12 protein-coding genes and 4 pseudogenes are annotated in these 18114 nt (G+C 53.9%); 12 read left to right on the top strand and 4 right to left on the bottom strand.

From position 1 onward, the window contains the following. Positions 1-185: 185 nt before the first annotated feature. The 7 genes and pseudogenes from KQP88_RS09980 to KQP88_RS10010 all read left to right on the top strand — a co-directional run. Entirely contained in the window at positions 186-1826 is a 1641-nt protein-coding gene (locus tag KQP88_RS09980; RefSeq protein ID WP_216705541.1) for a methyl-accepting chemotaxis protein, read from the top strand. 186 nt (positions 1827-2012) lie between these two features. Beyond that, positions 2013-2677: pseudogene (locus KQP88_RS09985) on the top strand (MG2 domain-containing protein); the annotation flags it as partial. 14 nt (positions 2678-2691) lie between these two features. Continuing rightward, positions 2692-3051 (top strand): annotated as a pseudogene (locus KQP88_RS09990) (DUF2300 domain-containing protein); the annotation flags it as partial. Between the two features lie 25 nt (positions 3052-3076). Then, the gene (locus KQP88_RS09995; protein WP_253950573.1) at positions 3077-3568 is read left to right on the top strand and encodes a DUF4189 domain-containing protein; all 492 of its coding nucleotides are present in this window, start codon (positions 3077-3079) and stop codon (positions 3566-3568) included. A 177-nt stretch (positions 3569-3745) separates the two neighbouring features. Continuing rightward, positions 3746-4282, top strand: a complete 537-nt coding sequence (locus KQP88_RS10000) for a hypothetical protein (RefSeq protein ID WP_200993007.1) — start codon at positions 3746-3748, stop codon at positions 4280-4282. A gap of 148 nt (positions 4283-4430) precedes the next feature. Further along, positions 4431-4849: pseudogene (locus tag KQP88_RS10005) on the top strand (saccharopine dehydrogenase); the annotation flags it as partial. A 33-nt stretch (positions 4850-4882) separates the two neighbouring features. Continuing rightward, a pseudogene (locus KQP88_RS10010) lies at positions 4883-5266 on the top strand (DUF2269 family protein); the annotation flags it as partial. A gap of 4 nt (positions 5267-5270) precedes the next feature. Here the strand turns inward: KQP88_RS10010 and KQP88_RS10015 are convergent. Next, positions 5271-6494 carry a DUF1444 family protein gene (locus KQP88_RS10015; protein ID WP_216705544.1) on the bottom strand — a complete coding sequence of 408 codons (1224 nt, stop codon included), beginning with the start codon at positions 6492-6494 and terminating at the stop codon, positions 5271-5273. A gap of 155 nt (positions 6495-6649) precedes the next feature. Here KQP88_RS10015 and KQP88_RS10020 point away from each other — a divergent pair, with 155 nt between their 5' ends. Next, positions 6650-7168 (top strand): hypothetical protein, encoded by a 519-nt coding sequence (locus KQP88_RS10020; protein WP_216705545.1) that lies wholly within the window; start codon positions 6650-6652, stop codon positions 7166-7168. Positions 7169-7225: 57 nt separating this feature from the next. On the opposite strand, the gene KQP88_RS10025 is transcribed toward KQP88_RS10020, so the two are convergent. After that, positions 7226-7705 (bottom strand): hypothetical protein, encoded by a 480-nt coding sequence (locus tag KQP88_RS10025; protein ID WP_216705546.1) that lies wholly within the window; start codon positions 7703-7705, stop codon positions 7226-7228. A gap of 581 nt (positions 7706-8286) precedes the next feature. Here KQP88_RS10025 and KQP88_RS10030 point away from each other — a divergent pair. From KQP88_RS10030 to KQP88_RS10045, 4 genes are all read left to right on the top strand, one after another. Continuing rightward, positions 8287-9636 (top strand): FG-GAP repeat domain-containing protein, encoded by a 1350-nt coding sequence (locus KQP88_RS10030; RefSeq protein WP_216705547.1) that lies wholly within the window; start codon positions 8287-8289, stop codon positions 9634-9636. A gap of 242 nt (positions 9637-9878) precedes the next feature. Then, positions 9879-11003 carry a metallophosphoesterase gene (locus tag KQP88_RS10035; RefSeq protein ID WP_216705548.1) on the top strand — a complete coding sequence of 375 codons (1125 nt, stop codon included), beginning with the start codon at positions 9879-9881 and terminating at the stop codon, positions 11001-11003. Between the two features lie 240 nt (positions 11004-11243). Continuing rightward, a complete protein-coding gene (locus KQP88_RS10040) occupies positions 11244-12443 on the top strand; it encodes an efflux RND transporter periplasmic adaptor subunit (RefSeq protein WP_216705549.1) in 1200 nt (399 codons plus the stop codon). Between the two features lie 34 nt (positions 12444-12477). Beyond that, positions 12478-15633 (top strand): efflux RND transporter permease subunit, encoded by a 3156-nt coding sequence (locus tag KQP88_RS10045; RefSeq protein WP_216705550.1) that lies wholly within the window; start codon positions 12478-12480, stop codon positions 15631-15633. A 379-nt stretch (positions 15634-16012) separates the two neighbouring features. Here KQP88_RS10045 and KQP88_RS10050 read toward each other — a convergent pair whose 3' ends face one another. Together KQP88_RS10050 and KQP88_RS10055 are read right to left on the bottom strand one after the other, a co-directional pair. Continuing rightward, the gene (locus tag KQP88_RS10050) at positions 16013-16951 is read right to left on the bottom strand and encodes a LysR family transcriptional regulator (protein ID WP_216705551.1); all 939 of its coding nucleotides are present in this window, start codon (positions 16949-16951) and stop codon (positions 16013-16015) included. 188 nt (positions 16952-17139) lie between these two features. Beyond that, positions 17140-18060 (bottom strand): LysR family transcriptional regulator, encoded by a 921-nt coding sequence (locus KQP88_RS10055; RefSeq protein ID WP_216705552.1) that lies wholly within the window; start codon positions 18058-18060, stop codon positions 17140-17142. Between the last annotated feature and the right edge of the window lie 54 nt (positions 18061-18114).

Genomic DNA, 18114 nt, shown 5'->3' on the forward strand with positions numbered 1-18114 from the left:
ATTTATTCTTGAAAAAACAGTGCATTACGTCCGCACGTGTTTATTCACTCTTTTTCTCACCGCAAGCCCACCAGAAGCACTGGCACATCAATAAAGTTTGCACCTGTCCAGTCGATAATACTGATAGAGAGGTTCCTAGTGCTCGAAACCCTCGACTCCAACAACGACGAGCCTGAGTAATCCCCATGTCCCTGCTCATCAATCTGAAACTCAAATCCAAGCTGCTGTTTGCTTTTGGTCTATGCACGGTCATCACTGTCGGTGTTGCGGCGCTGGGGTACAGCGGGGTCTCAACCATCTATAGCCTTTTGCAGAGCACGGTCAGCAACAACCTGGTCTCGATCCAAAAGACCGACTCGGTTAAAGCCAACGTGATTGCCACTCACCGGGACATGTTCCGAGCCATCAACCTGGCTTTGCGCAAAGCAGCCCCGGAAGACATTAACGCGGTCGTTTTGTCTTTCAAGGATAACCAAGCAGAGGCTGAGCAACAATTCAAAATCTATCGCGCCACTCCTCTGGAAGCTGACGAGCGCGCGGCAGGTAATGAATTCGAGCGGGACTGGCCCGCGTACGTCGCAGCCGCAGAAAACATCTTTTCTCTGTTGAAAAGTGGCGACGTCGACCAGGCCGTCAGGCTTGCTGATTCCAGCGCAACCCCGGCATATCGCAAGACCGTTGGTGAAGTGAATATCATGATCGAGTCCAATGCCCGGCAAGCGCTTGACGTTGCCAAAGCAGGAAACGATACCAACCATCAAGTCACCTGGGCTCTGATTATCGGCGGACTTGTGGCAGCCGCTGCCGCCATCACTCTGGGACTGGTGGTCACGCGCATGATTACCCGACCGCTCTATCAGTCCGTGAACAGTGCCACTCGGATCGCTCAGGGCGACCTTACCCAAGAGATCACCTCGAACAGTGAGGATGAAACCGGACAACTGCTCAAAGCGCTGTCCAGCATGCAAAAAGACCTCAAAGGCACCGTGCAGCAGATCGCGGACGCATCCGATCAGTTGGCCTCAGCTGCTGAAGAGTTGACCGCAGTGACCGAAGACAGCACACGTGGGCTGGTTCGTCAGAATGATGAGATCCAGCAAGCCGCGACCGCGGTAAACGAGATGACTGCCGCAGTGGAAGAGGTTGCGCGTAATGCCGTCAGTACTTCCCAAGTGTCGAGCCAGACTGCAGAAGATGCGAGCAAAGGCCAGTATCAAGTGCAGCAGACGGTAATGGCGATGAACACCATGGCTGGGGACATCAATGATTCCACGCAGCGTGTCGAAACCCTGGCCGGTCAGATTCGTGACATCACCAAGGTGTTGGACGTGATCCGTGGTATCGCTGAGCAGACCAATCTATTGGCGCTCAATGCCGCAATCGAAGCCGCTCGTGCCGGTGAACAGGGTCGAGGCTTTGCGGTCGTCGCCGACGAAGTCCGGGCCTTGGCCCACCGCACCCAAGCCTCCACGGGTGAAATCGAAGCGATGATCAAGGTAGTGCGCGCAGGCGCTGACGAGGCTGTGCAATCGATGGGCAAAAGCCAGTCGATGGCTCAAAGTACACAGTCGCTGGCAGCCGAGGCGGGCCTGGCATTGGAGCGAATCAGCGCCGGGGTCAGCGAAATCAACGAGCGCAACCTGGTGATTGCCAGCGCAGCCGAAGAACAGGCTCAGGTAGCACGTGAAGTCGACCGCAACCTGGTTAATATCCAGGATCTGTCTACCCAAACGTCCGCTGGCGCTAACCAAACCAACGCTTCGAGTCAGGAGCTATCCCGACTGGCCATTTCTTTCAATACACTTGTGGGTAAATTCAAGCTTTGATGGACTGCGACTTCCGAGCCAACCGGCACGCCCGTCGTCAAACATGTTCGACGCTGGCCGTTGCTGTTGGGCGGGCTGTGTGTGGTCGCCGGTGTTGCCGGTGCAATGTGCTGGTTCATGCACAAACCCAAGGCGCCAATGGCCGAAATTGCCAGTGACAAACTGCACTTGGGCCGCCCGGATGGTTTGCTGGAAGAGGCGCTGATTGGCAAGTACTGCGCCACGATCATGGTGTTCGTCTCCAATACTGTTGCGGTGAGCAAGGTTGCCGGTGATGAGCTTCTGGTGTGGGCTGCCCGCAAAAATGAAGGCAGTCCAGCCGAGAAGGTCAACGTGCTCTGGACCGACGGCCTGGGCGTCATGAGCAGTGGCGCGACTGATGCGCAGTGTTTACTCAGGCTCAAACACGTCAGCCCCGAACGCTCATTCTTGATCGGTGAAGATCAAGAGGGCGGTGTTTTCATTGCGGAGAATTTCTATTACGACAGCGAGATCTACGACACCAAACTCTTCGCTTTCACTGACCGGCCGTTATACCGCCCCGGAGACTGGGTCTCGTAGAAGATCGTCGGGCGGGAGTTCAAGAATGCACGAGACTCAGTGGCGCCAGTCGCTGCCGATGTTGACGTGACCATCCTCGATGCCACCGGTACTGCGCTGCAGTCGCTGGCCCTGAAGCTTGATTCGAAGGCGGGCGCTCAAGGCCGCTTTCAGCTTCCGGACAATGCCGTTTCCGGTGGTTACGAAGTGCGTTTCAGTACAAGGATCAGGCCTGCAGCAGCGCGTTTCGCGTAGCGGAGTACATCAAGCCGCACTTTGAGATATGCCTGAGCCTCGCCAAACAGGACTACAGCAGCAACCGACGGCGAGTGCCGAGGCACGGCGTATAGCCGCGTGGACCAGCGACCTGATCCTTGTGGGCACGAATGTGACCTATCACTTGACGCAACCGGATGCCGACAAATTGCCCTGGGAGCAAGCGGTAGAACAAGCCAACGCGGGCCAGCGTTACGACGCCATCCTGTCCCACGCCTATCCACGCGCAAGCCTCAGTCGCTGGGACAATCCGGTCGCGTCCTGCACAGCATTGCCCGACGCTCAGGAGTGGCTGCAAAAACAGCGCCGGGTCTGGCGTCAACGGCTCGAAGGGGAGGTAGGTTACAACGAAGTCAGTACCTTTGCCGTATGTGTTGTGGCTTTCGGTAATCCCCATGTTAACGATGAAGAGCACATCCCGAAGGACCACCAGAATGTTACGTCTCCCGTTACTTATAGTTGGCCTGCTGCTGATCGCGCAGTCTTCATTTGCTCAAACGGCATGTCCAAGCGGTGTGGCGCCAGGCAGCCCCCAGTGCGGGCCTGACGCTGGTACATCAAGAGAAGAGGCGCCGCCAAGGCCAACAGGGGAGTGGATCAAGACATGGGGAGCAATTGCGGGTTATGCCCAGCGGGATGAAGTATGGAGCACCACCGGTAAATTCAGTGAAGAAGACGCCAGGCAGGAAGTGCTGGGCAAATGCAATGCGTCGGGCGCTACGGACTGTACTGTTGATATGACGTATTTCAATCAGTGCGTGGCAATGGCTCTTCCATCAGCAGGTGTCGGCAATAGCAGTATCTACACGGGCAAAGATGAGAAAACCGCAGGCGCTCGCGCCATGGAAAGTTGTGAGCGCCGTCAGGGCGCAGTCTGCAAGGTAACATTTACTGAATGCACTGAGCCGTTCTTCAACAGGTTTTGATCTAAACGGACGCTCATCCTTTGGTGATTGTCATAGGGCTTATAGGCACTCATTACACACTGAGGATCGTGGCATCGGGAGGCCGATAGTACACCTGCACTATCGAAAAACTTCGAAGCGTCGAATATGCTTTTTTCACGATTCGACCCATTTCAGTAATTTTGAACGAGACAGTGTATGACAAGCATGATGAATGAAAGGTCTGAGCCGACGGTAGAGCTTTCCGCCCAACCAGCCGCTGTCAGAGTTTTAAGAAACGCAGCCACAAAACATGCGCTTGTCGCCGTTCTGCTGTCTTTTTTGGTGGGTTGTACTTCGATTCCGAGTCAGGAACTTAGTAGTGTAAAAGGTGCCCGGGGGAAAGATGTCAATGAGGCCATCGCAAAACTTGCGCCCCTGATGGGCGGCCCGCCGGATTGGGTAGAGCCTGATAGTAAAAATCCGGCGAACACCGTCTATGGATGGACCCGATATAAGGGTACGTTTTCGGAAAATAAATATATGGGCGCCACTCATGACCGGAGCGCCGGGTATCTACAAATTACCGATCATTACCAACAACAAACGTGGAGAGAGTATTGCTCCGTCAATGTCACCGCTGACCCTCAAGACATCGTAGTGGATTACGAGGTGGAAAACTGTGGCTTTATGGACGCTTTTTTTGGAAGTGGTGAACTTAAGAAAAATTGTGTTCTGTGTAAGCTGGCTGAGTAATATTTAGTTCAGGGTTGTGGTCTTGGGTTTGCGACTGCGTTGTAAATAGTTCCATGTGTCGTAGAGCTTTTCACTATTTCATTTTATTCGACATGCTGTTCAATAGCTTTCACCTCGCTTGCCGCCTCTGTAAGGATACTGAATGTCTGATATCGACATTTTTGGCAGCCGTTATGGCGCGCACACCCTGAGTTTTAAAGCAGGCTCGGGCCTCAAGCTTGGGGGCGTAGCCAATTACCTGTTGGCAGCCTCCTTGCGCGCAGGGCTGGGATGGGATGTGCCGCACGACTGCATCGCTGGGGAACGTTGTTCGAGCGGTTCGGTGACGGTCTCAGTGCGATGTGCATTGATGTGAAGGGTGTTGGCGTGGACGGTAAAGCCCTGACTATGAATGCGTAGCTAACGGCGCACAACGACAAAGGTCCGGAAATACCCAGTTGCGCTGCGGTTGCGCTGGTGGCGAAAGTCGCTCAGCAGTATCGTCCGCAGCCAGGCGCTCGACCCTGTGTGGGGGAGGTCAGCGTTGAAGAGTATCTGGCAGCTATGAACGATCCGCAGAATATATAGCTGGCCGTACGCTTCTCGGATGAGCAGGGTTGATCGATGCTTTATCTGATCGCTGCCAGTCGCACTCGCAACTCGCAAGTCATCGCTCATGTCTGTGCGATGGTGGTGCGTTTCGATATCTGGATTACAACGCCCACGGGCTACCTGCTGGTGATGCTTGCGGGGTTGCCGTTGACTTCACCCTGGTTGATGACTTCGGTGGCGATCTTCATTGGCGTCCTTGTCCTGCAAAAGCGGATGCATGGGCTGGCATTGAGCGCGGTTGAACAGGGCCTGTTACTGGATGATCGATACCACACCCTCTATCAGAAATGGTTCTGGATGGGCGTTTGCGGTTGTTTCGGCGTGTTCATCGTGGTGCTGATGATGGTGACGAAGCTGACCCCGTGGCAGTGGTTTGAAGTGCTGGTGGCCTGATCATTTACGGTAGTTCGCTGAGCTGTTCGGCCGTCGGGAACCCGTCGACCCGGTACCTGACCGGGTAGAGCACCACGGGCTTCATCAACTTGCCGAACCGGCGTTCAAGTTCGTCCCATTCCACAATGCGCGTATGGGTTGTTCCATCCTGCAGAGGTTGAACAAGCGAAACCCGGTCTGTTTTGGGAAGCAGCGTGATGACGTTTTCTGCCCAGCCACAGATGGAAAAAGTGCTTTCGCTGGACTCGTCCGATTTGTAGAGCAAGTAAGACGCAACGAACACATCCTCCTGTTGTTCCTCATGGAGCGCATCAAGAAGCGTCTTTTGTGAATCGTATTCACCCTGAAGGAGCATGCGTTCCAGTGTGGCGAGACGGGCCTGGCTGTCCTGATCCTGAGGCAAGTACGTGACGACCTTTTCGTCCTGATACGTATACAGCTGGCTGGAAACGGCGCATCCGGTTTCGATCACCTGGAAGCAGACCTCGATCATGTGGCGAATTCCGTGCTCATCCTTGGCGCCGGCCACCATCAAAACATCGCGGGTTGGCATCATGAAAACGGGCTGTCCCTGCAAGGGGATTCGCTGCAACACGTCAGGCAGCAGTACCCGACTGATGTCATAACCGTCATTCCAGCGACCGACATGAAGTCCCGGCGCAACCTCTTCGAAGCAGTCTTCGGTGTCCTCACGCAGGTTTCGAATTGCAATCGATAATGCTTCGTCCAGCGTGATACCCCATTCATCAGGTATACCGTTGAACAAGGTTGATAGCGAATCGGGGTAATCGACGGCGAGCAGTACAGCGCAATCTTTGCCAAAGGCCCGCTGGGCTATTTCGAACGGGGCTTCCCAGCCTTTAGTGCGGACCTGATTCAGGCGAATTTCCTCATACGTCGCCAGGTTACGAATAACCGGCCGCAACAGGGCTCTGGTGTCTTCGAAAGTCCGGGACGATGCTGAGGGGGCGGAGCTGGCATGGATAAACACCATCACATACCTGGCCACTATTTGAGGCTTTTCGGTTTTATCAGCGTTCTGATACTCGTCAAACGCATTGTGAAGATTCAGGTAGCTGTTATCGCCATGCTCGATTCTGAATTCTTCCGGGCGGTATTCGATAGGGCCGGTAAAGCCTTGTTCGCGGGCGGCGGCGATGAGGTATTCAGCGAACTGCTCTTTTGTCAGCGGGCGATTGAAAAGGCTGTTGAATAGGTTTTTGAGCATACTTTTCAATTCCTGTAGTGAAATTTCCAGACCCCACCCAGGTTCCGGACTTGTCGTGTTGAATAGTACAGGTGTGCTATTGAACGCTAAAGAGGGTGTGCGATCATTAACGTCAGTTCAGTTCTTATTGTCAGCAACTCCGGGAGTAAACGCTGGTGCATAGATTTGCTTTGGTGCTCGCCGTACTGTCCCCGCTCGTCATCGCCCCAAGTATGGCTTTTGCCGCACAGCCTGACTGGTGGTTAATCTTTGGAAGTGGGGATAAGCCGAAACGGCAAGTCATTTATGCCGATGCTCTTTCCGTCGCGGATACTCCTTCGAAATCAGGTGCTGAACCCACTCGCTCAGTGGTTGTTGTTTATGTTTTTGAAGACAAGGACAAGCCTCTTTACGCCATGTACACGATTTCCTTTCAGTGTAAGGCTGGCCGGTACCGTGTAGAGGCCGCGAATGCTCAAATGCCTTCGGGTGAGATCACCCAAGAACCAACGAGCAGTCAGTGGGCGCCGGTTGCCCGCAGCGTGATGGAGCGGCCCTATGATTTCGTCTGTAACGCGAGCTCTCGGCGAACTAACGGCATGATCAAAATAGGTCGACCGGAGCTCGCGAATACGTTGCCGGAGTTCACCTATAGAGCGTTTTGGGGGACTGAGACTAACGCTCCACGTCAGTGAATAGAATTGCCTAGTAGTCATTTGAGCTTCTCTTGCTGGAGTCTGCCGAGTCTTCGGTCAGAGAAATTGCGGATAGTCACTCTTTATGCGTTTCAGAACAGCCGCGATGAGAGAGTGAGGCTCAGCGCAAGGCAGATCTTTTAGCACCGACCACGGCCCATCAATCAGCACGTGCCCCGTTGGAAAGTCCGAAAGGTTGCCCCGACGTCGTAGCGCAAGGACTGCCAGTAACTCGATCGGGAAGACGCGATCAAAGTCATAGTCGAATTCGTAAGATTTCGAACCAGTGCTGTATTTACTCCGACTGATATGGAATTCAGCGGCCTGCCTCATGTGGTGCGCAAAAGTGTTCTGGTCCTGGGTCTTCCAGTTATCCAGAAGCCCCTGATAGGCGGCAATCAAGGGCTTGCGTGGCTCAAACAGAGTCGACAGTGCATAGGCGTCGCAGAACAGGAACGTTAAAAATACATCGTGGGTGTTGTGGGCAATTCGACGTGACTGAGGGAACAGATTGAGCCGCGCATCTTTCTCCGCCATTTCCAGATAGCGCTGTTCATTCGCGTCTGAGCAGCACGATGTTGTCTCTCCAATAACATTACACGTCTTCCGCCTGTCGGCTAGCGTTGAGTACAAGGTCGATCAGTTCAGGCCATTACGGGTGCCAAGCATCCGCTGATGCCTTGTGTAAGCGGCAGGCTGAAAATGGTGCTGCAAAGGATGCTCATTTCATTCCAGCTCAAATTTTCAATGCCACAGTTGATAGCGGCAGTCCTGGCGGCGGAGATATTTCTGCGCGTGTTACCCAACGACTTGGCCCAAGCGGCCATTTGCCTTCTAGCGGCCTCAGAGGCCGCTGTGCGTAGCTCGTACGTCAAGTGTTTGCCGAAGTCGGCCTGATAAGGCGTGACGAAGCATTTTGTAACATTGAGAAATACCCGGTATAAATTGTTCCAGCCAGCTCAGCTTGAAGCGCGAGAAGCCTGAAATCTCTCGCGTATTAATGAGATTTCGTCATATACCCATTCGCCATCGTCCCTCTAATAAACTCATGAACAGCGCTTAATAATGATTATTCCTACGGCGTATGCTGGCAGATTGAATGATTGAAGGAAGCGTTCATGACTCCAAAATTCAAATCGTCTCTTGCAGTGGCAACGTCGGGGATTTTTATCTCCTTTGTCACGAGTGCTAATGCGGCCTCGCAAGGCCATGCAGCGGATGCCTTTGACCTCATTCCTGAACGCCCCTCCAGCGTGTACGTTGATGCGACTGCCACTCATGTGCCTATCGAGCCTAGCCTTCATTCCACCGACTCGGTTTTCATCGATGTAGATCACGACGGTGACCTCGACGTGGTCGTCTCAGTAGAGCACGGTGTCAATCGCCTCTATTTGAATAATGGTAAAGGCCGGCTCACGAACAAACCTGGTGCGTTTGGCAAAGTTACTCATGACAGTGAGCACGTGCGTACCGCTGACTTCGACGGTGACGGCAACGCGGATGTCGTCTTTGTTGCTGAAGCGGACGAGGTGCATCAGCTGTTCTTGGGGGATGGAAGGGGTGGCTTTGTGGATGCCAGCGATCGGTTACCTGCAACCAGTCAAGGAAACGGCTTGGCACTCGGTGATGTCAATGGCGACAAGCTGCCGGACATCATCATTGGAAGCACTGGCGAAACAGATTACGCCCCCGACGCCAAAATTATCCCCGCCCGGAACCTGCTGTTTTTGAATGACCCCAAGCGGCCTGGGCACTTCATCAATGCAACGCAAAGCCATCTTCCAAAAACCAATGACCAAACCGAAAGCATCGCTTTGGCGGACATGGATGGAGACGGAGACCTCGACATGGTTCTCGCAAGCCCAGCTCATCCGAACCGCTTATTGCTCAACGACGGCAAAGGGTATTTCACAGATGCTTCCGACCGCCTGGAGCTCCTTGTCCCTATGGAAACGCGGGAGGTGCATGCAGTAGATGTGAATCAGGATGGCCACATGGACATCGTCTTTTTCAACATCACGAGCAACAACTTTGGATGGGACAAAGATCCACAGACTCGCATTCTCATTAACGACGGCAACGGACACTACAAGGATCAAACCCGGGGGAGGCTACCAACCCACGCGTTCTCCAGCTGGGCCGGCACGGTCGTTGATTTTAACTCTGATGGAAAACCAGATTTACTGGTGGGCGCCATCCAGGTGCCCGGTTTTGTACCGCTTCAACTGCAAGCTTGGGAAAACGATGGCCAAGGTCGCTTCAAGGACGTAACGCTAGGGGTGGTGCCAGGCATCACTGTAGGTCGTAGCTGGAGCATGGGCCAGGGCGACCTTGATGGTGATGGGAAGGCAGACGTATTTATCGGTGGCTGGGGGACGCAAGCGCGATTATTGCTCACTGATAAAGATGGTTATCGAGCCTCGCTTGAACCTGTTCCAGATTTGAAGCCAGTTCCTCGCAAAGGCTGAGATCTAGCGACTGCTGAGGCATGTTTTGAGTTACCGGACGTTTCGGCGTTGGACGCATGTCTTTCGTCGACTCACTTCTAGGCGCGGCTTTCATGGGGGGCATCCGTGATCGATGAATTTAATTCACTGCTTCATGCGGCTCGTCTAAACCTCCGTGAGAAGAAGCCAACGGTATCATCAAAACTAGCGCGCGGGTCAGGCTTGGCCAGCGTCTTCAAACATCTTTGAATTAGGTAGGAATCGTGTTTCATATTTATCTGACCATCGCATATCTCTATGTGCTTGTGCGTTTCGTTTACCCGCTGCCATTGTCTTGGATGAGTCGTGGGCTCATCGGATTTGTGCTTCTGGTTGCTTCGAAATATCACCTGCTCTCCGTACTGTTTTACGGAAATATGTGGTCGCCAGAACTTCCTTACCCGGTAGTGCTTGTTCTTGGCTGGATGTTTTGCTCTTTTGTTCTGCTTTTCGTTTTTATGCTGGTCACTGACGTATTTAGTCTCCTTGTCCGATTAATAGGCGGCCGCGATGCCCTGAAGGTTATCGGATGCAAGCTACATGTTGTTGCTGCAGTCGCCGCTGCCGGCCTGGGTGGGGTTGGAGCCTATCAGGCCATCCAGGTGCCAGAGGTACGCCGTGTGGAGCTCGCTATTGAAGGACTGCCGACGGAGCTTGATGGCTTCAGGCTTGTGCAATTGAGCGACCTGCACATCAGCCGTCTATTTCCAGAGCCATGGGTGCGCGCGGTTGTCGAGCGCACCAACACCTTGTCTGCGGATCTCATCGTCGTCACCGGAGATTTCATCGACGGTTCCACTGAGGCGAGACGAGCAGACGTTGCGCCGCTAAACGATCTTCGCGCGCCGCATGGCGTAATCGGAATCCCGGGTAATCATGAATACTACTTCAATTACGCCCAGTGGGAGCCGGTGCTTCAGGGGTTAGGGATACGTATGCTGACCAACGAGCACGAGGTGGTTCAGCATAAGGCTGCGGAGTTGAATATCGCCGGAGTAACTGATGCAGCAGCAACGAACTACGGCTTTGCCGGCCCTGACCTGAAAAAAGCGTTGGAAGGGGGCTCGCCTTCATCGACGACAATTTTACTGAGTCACAGGCCAGAGGGGGCAGTAATCAACGAAGCGGCAGGAGTGGATGTTCAGCTATCAGGCCACACGCACGGCGGCATGATCAAAGCCTTGAGTATTTTCGTTGCGAACGCGAATGAAGGCTTTGCTTCTCGCGGATATGACGTCGGTAAAATGAAACTTTATGTCAGTAACGGAACAGGACTGTGGATGGGTTTTCCTATTCGACTGGGCGTGCCATCTGAGATTACGGAGTTTACGTTACGCACTGCCCGCTGAGTTGTTAATTGGTCTTTGCAATGCCTCTGTAAATATTACGTCATGAGGCGCTCACAATAATAGCAGTCAAAAAGATCAGGCCCTGAGCGCAGTTATCAATGCGCTCAGCGTTTGGCAGAGCCGGGCATCATTGTTTAACCAACATACATACGTGTTTTACGGGCATACATGAATGTATGAGTAAGACATGACAAGAGCTTTCGCTCGCGCTTTCTTTTGTCATATCAGACTGAGGTCGACATGTTTAATTTAAAGTCAAAAGCCGGTTACTCCGGCGGTATTCTGCTGTTTGTTGTTGCCCTCTCAGGGTGCGAGAAACAGCAAGAGACTGCTGTGCCGAAGCCTTTTGAGGTCGGTGTCATTACGGTGAAAACCAGTTCGGTTCCTGTATACAGCGACCTCTCTGGACGCACCAGTGCGTTCCTGGTGTCGCAGGTGCGCGCCCGAGTGGATGGGATCGTCTTACATCGTGAATTCATGGAAGGCGCTAACGTCAAGGCGGGCCAGCGGCTCTATAAAATTGATCCTGCACCCTATGTCGCAGCGCTCAATAGCGCGAAGGCTACCTTGGCGAGGGCGAAGGCTAACCTTGTTGCGCAAAACGCTCAGGTCGAGCGCTATCAAGTGCTGGTAGCTGGCAACGCGATCAGCAAGCAAACCTATGACAATGCAGTCGCCACCCATGGCCAGGCAGCCGCAGACGTCGCAGCGGGTCAGGCAGCAGTGGAGCGCGCGCAGATCAATCTCAGTTACACCGACGTCGTATCGCCCATCAGCGGACGCATAGGCGTGTCGGACGTCACTCCTGGTGCTTACGTGCAAGCCAGTGGCGCGACCCTTATGGCAACCGTCCAGCAGCTTGATCCGATGTACGTCGACCTTACGCAGTCAAGCGCAAGTGGGCTGAAGATGCGTACCGACATTCAGGAAGGGCGTCTGCAAACTCAAGGAAGCGGCGCAGTAAAAGTAGCGCTCACTTTGGAAAATGGTCGTGCGTATTCGCACTTGGGAAAGCTTCAGTTTTCGGACGTGAGTGTTGACCAAGGTACCGGGTCGGTAACCGTTCGGGCGGTATTCCCCAACAAGGATCAAATGCTGTTGCCGGGAATGTTTGTGAGAGCGCGTCTTGAGGAAGGCACCAATGCGAGCGCCATGCTTATTCCTCAGGTAGGCATTACTCATGATCAGTCAGGCCGGCCGATCGCGTTGGTTGTGGGGCGGGATGACAAGGTCTCGCAAGCTGTTCTGACCACCGCAGGGACACGCGGCAGCGACTGGGTAGTGACGAGTGGATTGAAACCTGGTGACCGCGTGATAGTGGAGGGTACTGGCAAAGTCCGCCCTGGCTCACTGGTCAAGACCGTTCCTGCTCAGCAGCATGGCGCCACAGCCACGGGCTCTGCGCCCGAAACCGAATCCAATCCTAGCCCCCGCGCATAGGCCCCTCACTCTTAGAAAAGCGAGCCCGTGCCTCATGGCAAATTTTTTTATTGATCGTCCGATTTTTGCGTGGGTGTTGGCAATCATTTTGATGTTGGCGGGAGTGGCGGCAATTTTTTCGCTCCCTGTTGCTCAATATCCCACGATTGCGCCCCCCACCATTCAGATCCAGTCCCGGTATCCCGGAGCCTCCGCTGCCACTGTGGAAAACACGGTCACGCAGGTCATCGAGCAACAAATGCGTGGTCTGGATCACTTGATGTACATGTCCTCTACCAGCGACGACTTCGGGCAGGCAGCGATCACGCTCACCTTTGCACCAGGGACTAACCCGGACATTGCCCAGGTTCAAGTGCAAAACAAGCTACAGCTCGCGACCCCTCAGTTGCCCCAGACTGTTCAGCAGACTGGCATCGAAGTGACCAAATCCAACAGCAGTACGTTGCTTACTGTCGGGTTCATCTCCTCCGATGGAGCGATGAATCGCGATGAGCTTTCCAACTATGTGGCGTCAAATATTCAGGATCCGGTAAGTCGACTTGATGGAGTGGGCCAGGTTCAGCTTTACGGGCGCCAGTTCGCGATGCGTGTCTGGCTGGATCCCGGGAAACTCAATAATTACAAGCTGAACCCGACCGATGTCACTGAGGCTATCGCGTCACAGAACGTACAGATCGCTGGTGGATCGCTGGGGGGAACGCCACCTGCTCCTGGCCAGATGCTGCAAGCCACAATTACTGAAGCTACGTTGTTACGCACGCCTGCCGAGTTCGAGAACATCTTGCTGAAGGTCGAACCCGACGGTTCTCAGGTTCGGGTTAAGGACGTGGCCAGAGTCGAATTGGGAGGCGAAGATTATAACTACCTGACGCTCTATAACGGTCAGGCAGCCTCCGCGATTGGTATTCAGTTGGCTACAGGCGCAAACGCGCTGGAAGTAGCAGAGCGAGTACGTAAGCGTGTAGCAGAGCTCGCACCGTTTGCGCCGCCAGGCGTTGTCGTAACGTATCCGCAGGACACCACGCCGTTTGTGACGGCGTCGATTGAAGGTGTGGTCCATACATTGATTGAAGGGATCGTGCTGGTCTTCTTGATCATGTACCTGTTCTTGCAGAATCTGCGCGCCACGCTTATTCCGACTATTGCCGTGCCGGTCGTTTTGCTCGGCACGTTCGCTGCAATGGCAGCAGTTGGATTTTCCATCAACACTTTGTCGATGTTTGGACTTGTGCTCGCGATTGGCTTGTTGGTTGACGACGCGATTGTCGTGGTTGAGAACGTTGAGCGCGTGATGGCGGAGGACGGGCTTAGCCCCAAGGAGGCTACTCGCAAAGCAATGGGGCAGATTACCGGAGCGTTGGTTGGGGTCGCTGTGGTGTTAGGCGCCGTATTCGTTCCGGTCGCTTTCGCCAGCGGTTCGGTCGGAGCGATCTACCGACAGTTTTCCCTCACCATTGTCGTCGCGATGATCCTTTCCGTTCTCACCGCTCTGATCCTGACCCCGGCACTCTGCGCAACGATGCTCAAACCTATCGGCTCAGATCATCAGAAAAAGACCGGATTTTTTGGCTGGTTCAATCGAGTGTTCGACAAAGGACAGGAGCGTTACCATTCAAGCGTCAAACGGGTCATTCGCTGCTCCTCCCGCTCAATGCTGCTGTATGTACTGCTCACAGCCGCCGCAGTGTTCATGTTTTTTCGCGTCCCTACAGGTTTCCTGCCGGATGAAGATCAAGGCCGTATCTTCGTAGTAGTCACGACTCCACCAGGTGCGACGCAAGAGCGTACAACCCGGGCTTTGGACGACGTCAGCGCCTACCTTCGCGGTGACGAGAAGGACATCGTCAGATCGACCTGGGAGATCAACGGCTACAGCTTTCCAGGACGTGCTCAGACATCAGGCATCATCTTTGTGCAGATGAAAGATTTTGCTGAGCGTGAAGGAGATGCGACTCGCGCCCAGGATCTCGTTGCCCGGATCAACGAGCGGTTTGCTGCCTACAAGGATGCCAATATCTCTGCGGGCAACCCCTCTGCCATCCCAGGGTTGGGAAACGTTTCAGGCTTTGACCTGGAGCTTATGGACAGTGGCGGTGTAGGACACGACGCCCTGATGGCCGCGCGTGATGATGTTATTGCTCGTGGCAATGCATCTCCGGTTATGCAAAACGTTCGACCAAACGGCTTGAGTGATACGCCGAAATTCAAGGTGAACATTGACCGGGAAAAAGCCAGTGCGTTGGGGTTGACCGCAGAAGGTATCGATCAGGCTTTCTCTGTCGCATGGGGCTCTGCATACGTGAATAAATTCCTGGATATGGATAACCGGATCAAGAGCGTCTATGTCCAAGCGGACGCTAAATGGCGAATGACGCCCGAGAATCTGAATGATTGGTACATCCGCAACAGATCCGGTGACATGGTGCCTTTCAGTGCCTTCGGATCAGGAGAGTGGATTCATGGGTCACCACAACTTGAGCGGTATCAGGGTGTGCCTGCCATTCAAATCAACGGCAACGGCGCTGAAGGGTATTCCACCGGACAAGCCATGGATGCGATGGAAGAGGTACTGAAAGATTTACCACCAGGCATCAGCTACATGTGGACGGGTATCTCTGTTCAGGAAAGGCAATCCGCCTCTCAGGCACCTCTGATGTATGCGATCTCTATCGTATTCGTGTTCCTTTGTCTGGCAGCCTTGTACGAGAGTTGGTCGATCCCTATCTCAGTCATCATGGTCGTTCCGCTGGGGATCTTGGGCGCCTTGGCAGCAGCGCTGCTGCGAGGGATGGAAAACGATGTGTTTTTCCAGGTTTCACTGCTGACTACGGTCGGCTTGGCAGCAAAAAATGCGATCCTCATTGTGGAGTTCGCCAAGGATCTGCAGGACAAGGGGATGGGGGTTGTAGAGGCTGCCATCGAAGCCGCCCGTCTTCGTCTTCGTCCTATTTTGATGACGTCTCTCGCATTCATTCTCGGCGTCATGCCGCTGGTGTTCAGCAGTGGTGCTGGGTCTGTGAGCCAGAATGCAATCGGTACGGGAGTCATCGGTGGCATGCTTGCGTCCACTTTCCTCGCCATCTTTATGACGCCGCTATTTTTCGTCGTGATCAGCAAACTGACGACGTCCAGGCGCGAGAAGAAAGCCTCTGTCAGCGACGAAGGTCTTCAAGCTGAAGGAGGGCAATGAGATGAAACTCATCCAAGGCTTTTCTCCTTTCCCGAGCTAACAGTCCAGTCACGCTTTACAAGGCGCTTGGAGGTAGGTGGGTGGAACGTCCTGCTGACCCAACCCCTCTGATGGCTGGTTTTGACCATACGAATAAGATCCCTGGGGAGGGATCAGTTCGTCCCATCAGGCCGTGTTTCATTTGTTCTGATGTCCGTGCGACGGGCACGGTTAGTGATGTTCCATTATTGAAAGTTAGAGCGCATCTCTCTGAGGGAAGAGGTTCCAGCGCGAAAACTTACTGGCATGTCACAAGCAAGAGGGCTGCACAGGCTTGATACCAGAACCGGGGAGCCCCTCGAGCATCCTTCTCGCGCAATTCACGCAACCTGATCAAGCCTCATGCTCGGTATGACGCCTGTCCAGCGGAGTTACGAGATGTCGACTCCTCGGTATATCGCAGCGCATTTACCAACATTTGAAATGCAGGAGTGTTTTGGCGTCGACTAGGGTAGTAGAGATGATACCCAGGGAACGGAGGGCACCAGTCTGCCAAGAGGGAAACGATTCGCCCTGCTTCCAGCTGTTCAACCACTTGCGACTTCAGTAGATACCCCAAACCGAAGCCCTCCAGTACGGCCTCCACAATCATTTCAGGCCGATTGAATGCCAGTTGCCCCGAAACCCGAATTTGAGCCTGCTCGCCGTCCTTTTCAAATTGCCATGCTGAGAATCCGCCAAGAGAGGCATGTCGTCGGTTGATGCATTGATGAAGTGCAAGATCGTCTGGGGACTTTATGGGCGGATGTTTTGCCAAATATTCGGGTGACCCGAAAAGGATCATTTGTTCTGGCGGCCCGATAGGAACGGCAATCATGTCTTTGTTTACGTTCTCACCTAGCCTTATGCCGGCGTCGTAGCGCTCAGCAACGATGTCGACAAAGCTGTTGTCGACAGTGACCTCGACAGCAACGTCAGGGTAGTCAGGGAGTACGCGTCGCAGGATCGGCCAAAGGATTGTTTCGGACGCGTGATCGGCAGTTGTTATGCGCACATTCCCTGCGGGCTTGTCACCTACGACAGTCAAGGCACCCAACTGTGCCTCGATGATCGCGAGTGCCGGGCGCAACGTTTCGAGTAATCGTTCACCAGCCTCGGTAAGGGCTACGCTGCGTGTTGTTCGGGTCAGAAGGCGAATTCCCAGGCGCGCTTCCAGTCTGCGGATCTTGTGGCTTACCGCTGATTGGGAGGTACCTAGCTTTCCCGCAGCACGGGTAAAACTTTGAGCTTCGGCAACGACTACAAATGCTGCCAAGCTTCCGAACTCATCATGAAGCATTCAATCGTCCACGTCATAAGCGGCCAGTTGGGTGGCCAGTTGAAGGAGGATAATCGGGGCAGAAGGCTGCTGGGGTCTCTCTTTGTTTCATGACATTTCGTCATGTTTGGACGGAAGAACGCGAAGCCCATGGATCTCATTGCATCCCAAGGTCGGCGCGATTTGAGCATTCTCCGTTATGCTCTTGTTCAAGAGGGTAAGGCTGCTCGAAACAAATCCACCAGTTCCCGAAGACCGGGCGGCATCTGCCGGCGTCCTGGGTAGTAAAGATAAAAAGCTGGTTCGATGGGCGCCCAATCCGGAAGCACAATTTGCAGCTCACCGCGAGCCAGGTGACCGCTAACGCGTTCTTCGAGGCAGTAAGTGATTCCTCGATCCGCCAGAGCCATCTCAATCCCGAAAGCAGTCTCGTTTACACAGAGCTGCCCAGGAACATCGATGGCTTGGTGATCACCATTTTTTTCGAAATCCCAGCGGTAGATGACGCCGTTACCCGTTCGAATCTGGATGCAGTTATGGTTCTTCAAATCCTCGGGAACCAGGATGCGAGCATTAGCATTCAAATATCGAGGTGAAGCCACTGCCACCCACCTCAGATCCTCACTAAGTCGAACGGCAATGAAGTCCTCAGGAATCGTATTGCCAAAACGGATGCCGGCATCGAAGCCTGCTGCGACGATATCGACCATTTTGTCGTCTACTGCGACTTCCACCGAGACCTCGGGGTAAGCCTCCAGAAATGGAGGAAGAAACTTCGTGAATAGTAAACGTGCGCCGTCGGCTAACACGTTCAGACGAAGTCTGCCGGAAGGTCGATCTCTATGCCGATCTAACGCTGCCAAAGCGCCGCTTATCTCGGTAAAACCCACAGCCAATCGCTTGGCAAGAGCAGCTCCCGCATCAGTCGGAGACACCGTCCTGCTTGTTCGATTCAACAGCCGAACCCCAAGCCGACTTTCCAGATTTCGGATGGCATGACTCAGCGCCGAGGTTGTGATACCGAGCTCGACCGCCGCATTGGTGAAGCTTCGCATCCTCTCAACAACGAGAAAGGAGTTCAGATCGGCGAGGTCTGCACGAGAAAGCCGCGTTGTAGGCAGTACAGGCATGACGAATCCATGGTTGAGATTAATTCAACGGGTGATGTGGTTTTGCTAATCAAT

The organism is Pseudomonas lijiangensis, assembly GCF_018968705.1.
Classification (GTDB): domain Bacteria; phylum Pseudomonadota; class Gammaproteobacteria; order Pseudomonadales; family Pseudomonadaceae; genus Aquipseudomonas; species Aquipseudomonas lijiangensis.

What these genes read in the sequence shown, in the direction of transcription:
- KQP88_RS09980 (WP_216705541.1), top strand. Translation starts at nt 186, where the DNA reads ATGTCCCTGCTCATCAATCTGAAACTCAAATCCAAGCTGCTGTTTGCT.
- KQP88_RS09995 (WP_253950573.1), top strand. Translation starts at nt 3,077, where the DNA reads ATGTTACGTCTCCCGTTACTTATAGTTGGCCTGCTGCTGATCGCGCAG.
- KQP88_RS10000 (WP_200993007.1), top strand. Translation starts at nt 3,746, where the DNA reads ATGACAAGCATGATGAATGAAAGGTCTGAGCCGACGGTAGAGCTTTCC.
- KQP88_RS10015 (WP_216705544.1), bottom strand. Translation starts at nt 6,494, where the DNA reads ATGCTCAAAAACCTATTCAACAGCCTTTTCAATCGCCCGCTGACAAAA.
- KQP88_RS10025 (WP_216705546.1), bottom strand. Translation starts at nt 7,705, where the DNA reads ATGGCGGAGAAAGATGCGCGGCTCAATCTGTTCCCTCAGTCACGTCGA.
- KQP88_RS10030 (WP_216705547.1), top strand. Translation starts at nt 8,287, where the DNA reads ATGACTCCAAAATTCAAATCGTCTCTTGCAGTGGCAACGTCGGGGATT.
- KQP88_RS10040 (WP_216705549.1), top strand. Translation starts at nt 11,244, where the DNA reads ATGTTTAATTTAAAGTCAAAAGCCGGTTACTCCGGCGGTATTCTGCTG.
- KQP88_RS10045 (WP_216705550.1), top strand. Translation starts at nt 12,478, where the DNA reads ATGGCAAATTTTTTTATTGATCGTCCGATTTTTGCGTGGGTGTTGGCA.
- KQP88_RS10050 (WP_216705551.1), bottom strand. Translation starts at nt 16,951, where the DNA reads ATGCTTCATGATGAGTTCGGAAGCTTGGCAGCATTTGTAGTCGTTGCC.
- KQP88_RS10055 (WP_216705552.1), bottom strand. Translation starts at nt 18,060, where the DNA reads ATGCCTGTACTGCCTACAACGCGGCTTTCTCGTGCAGACCTCGCCGAT.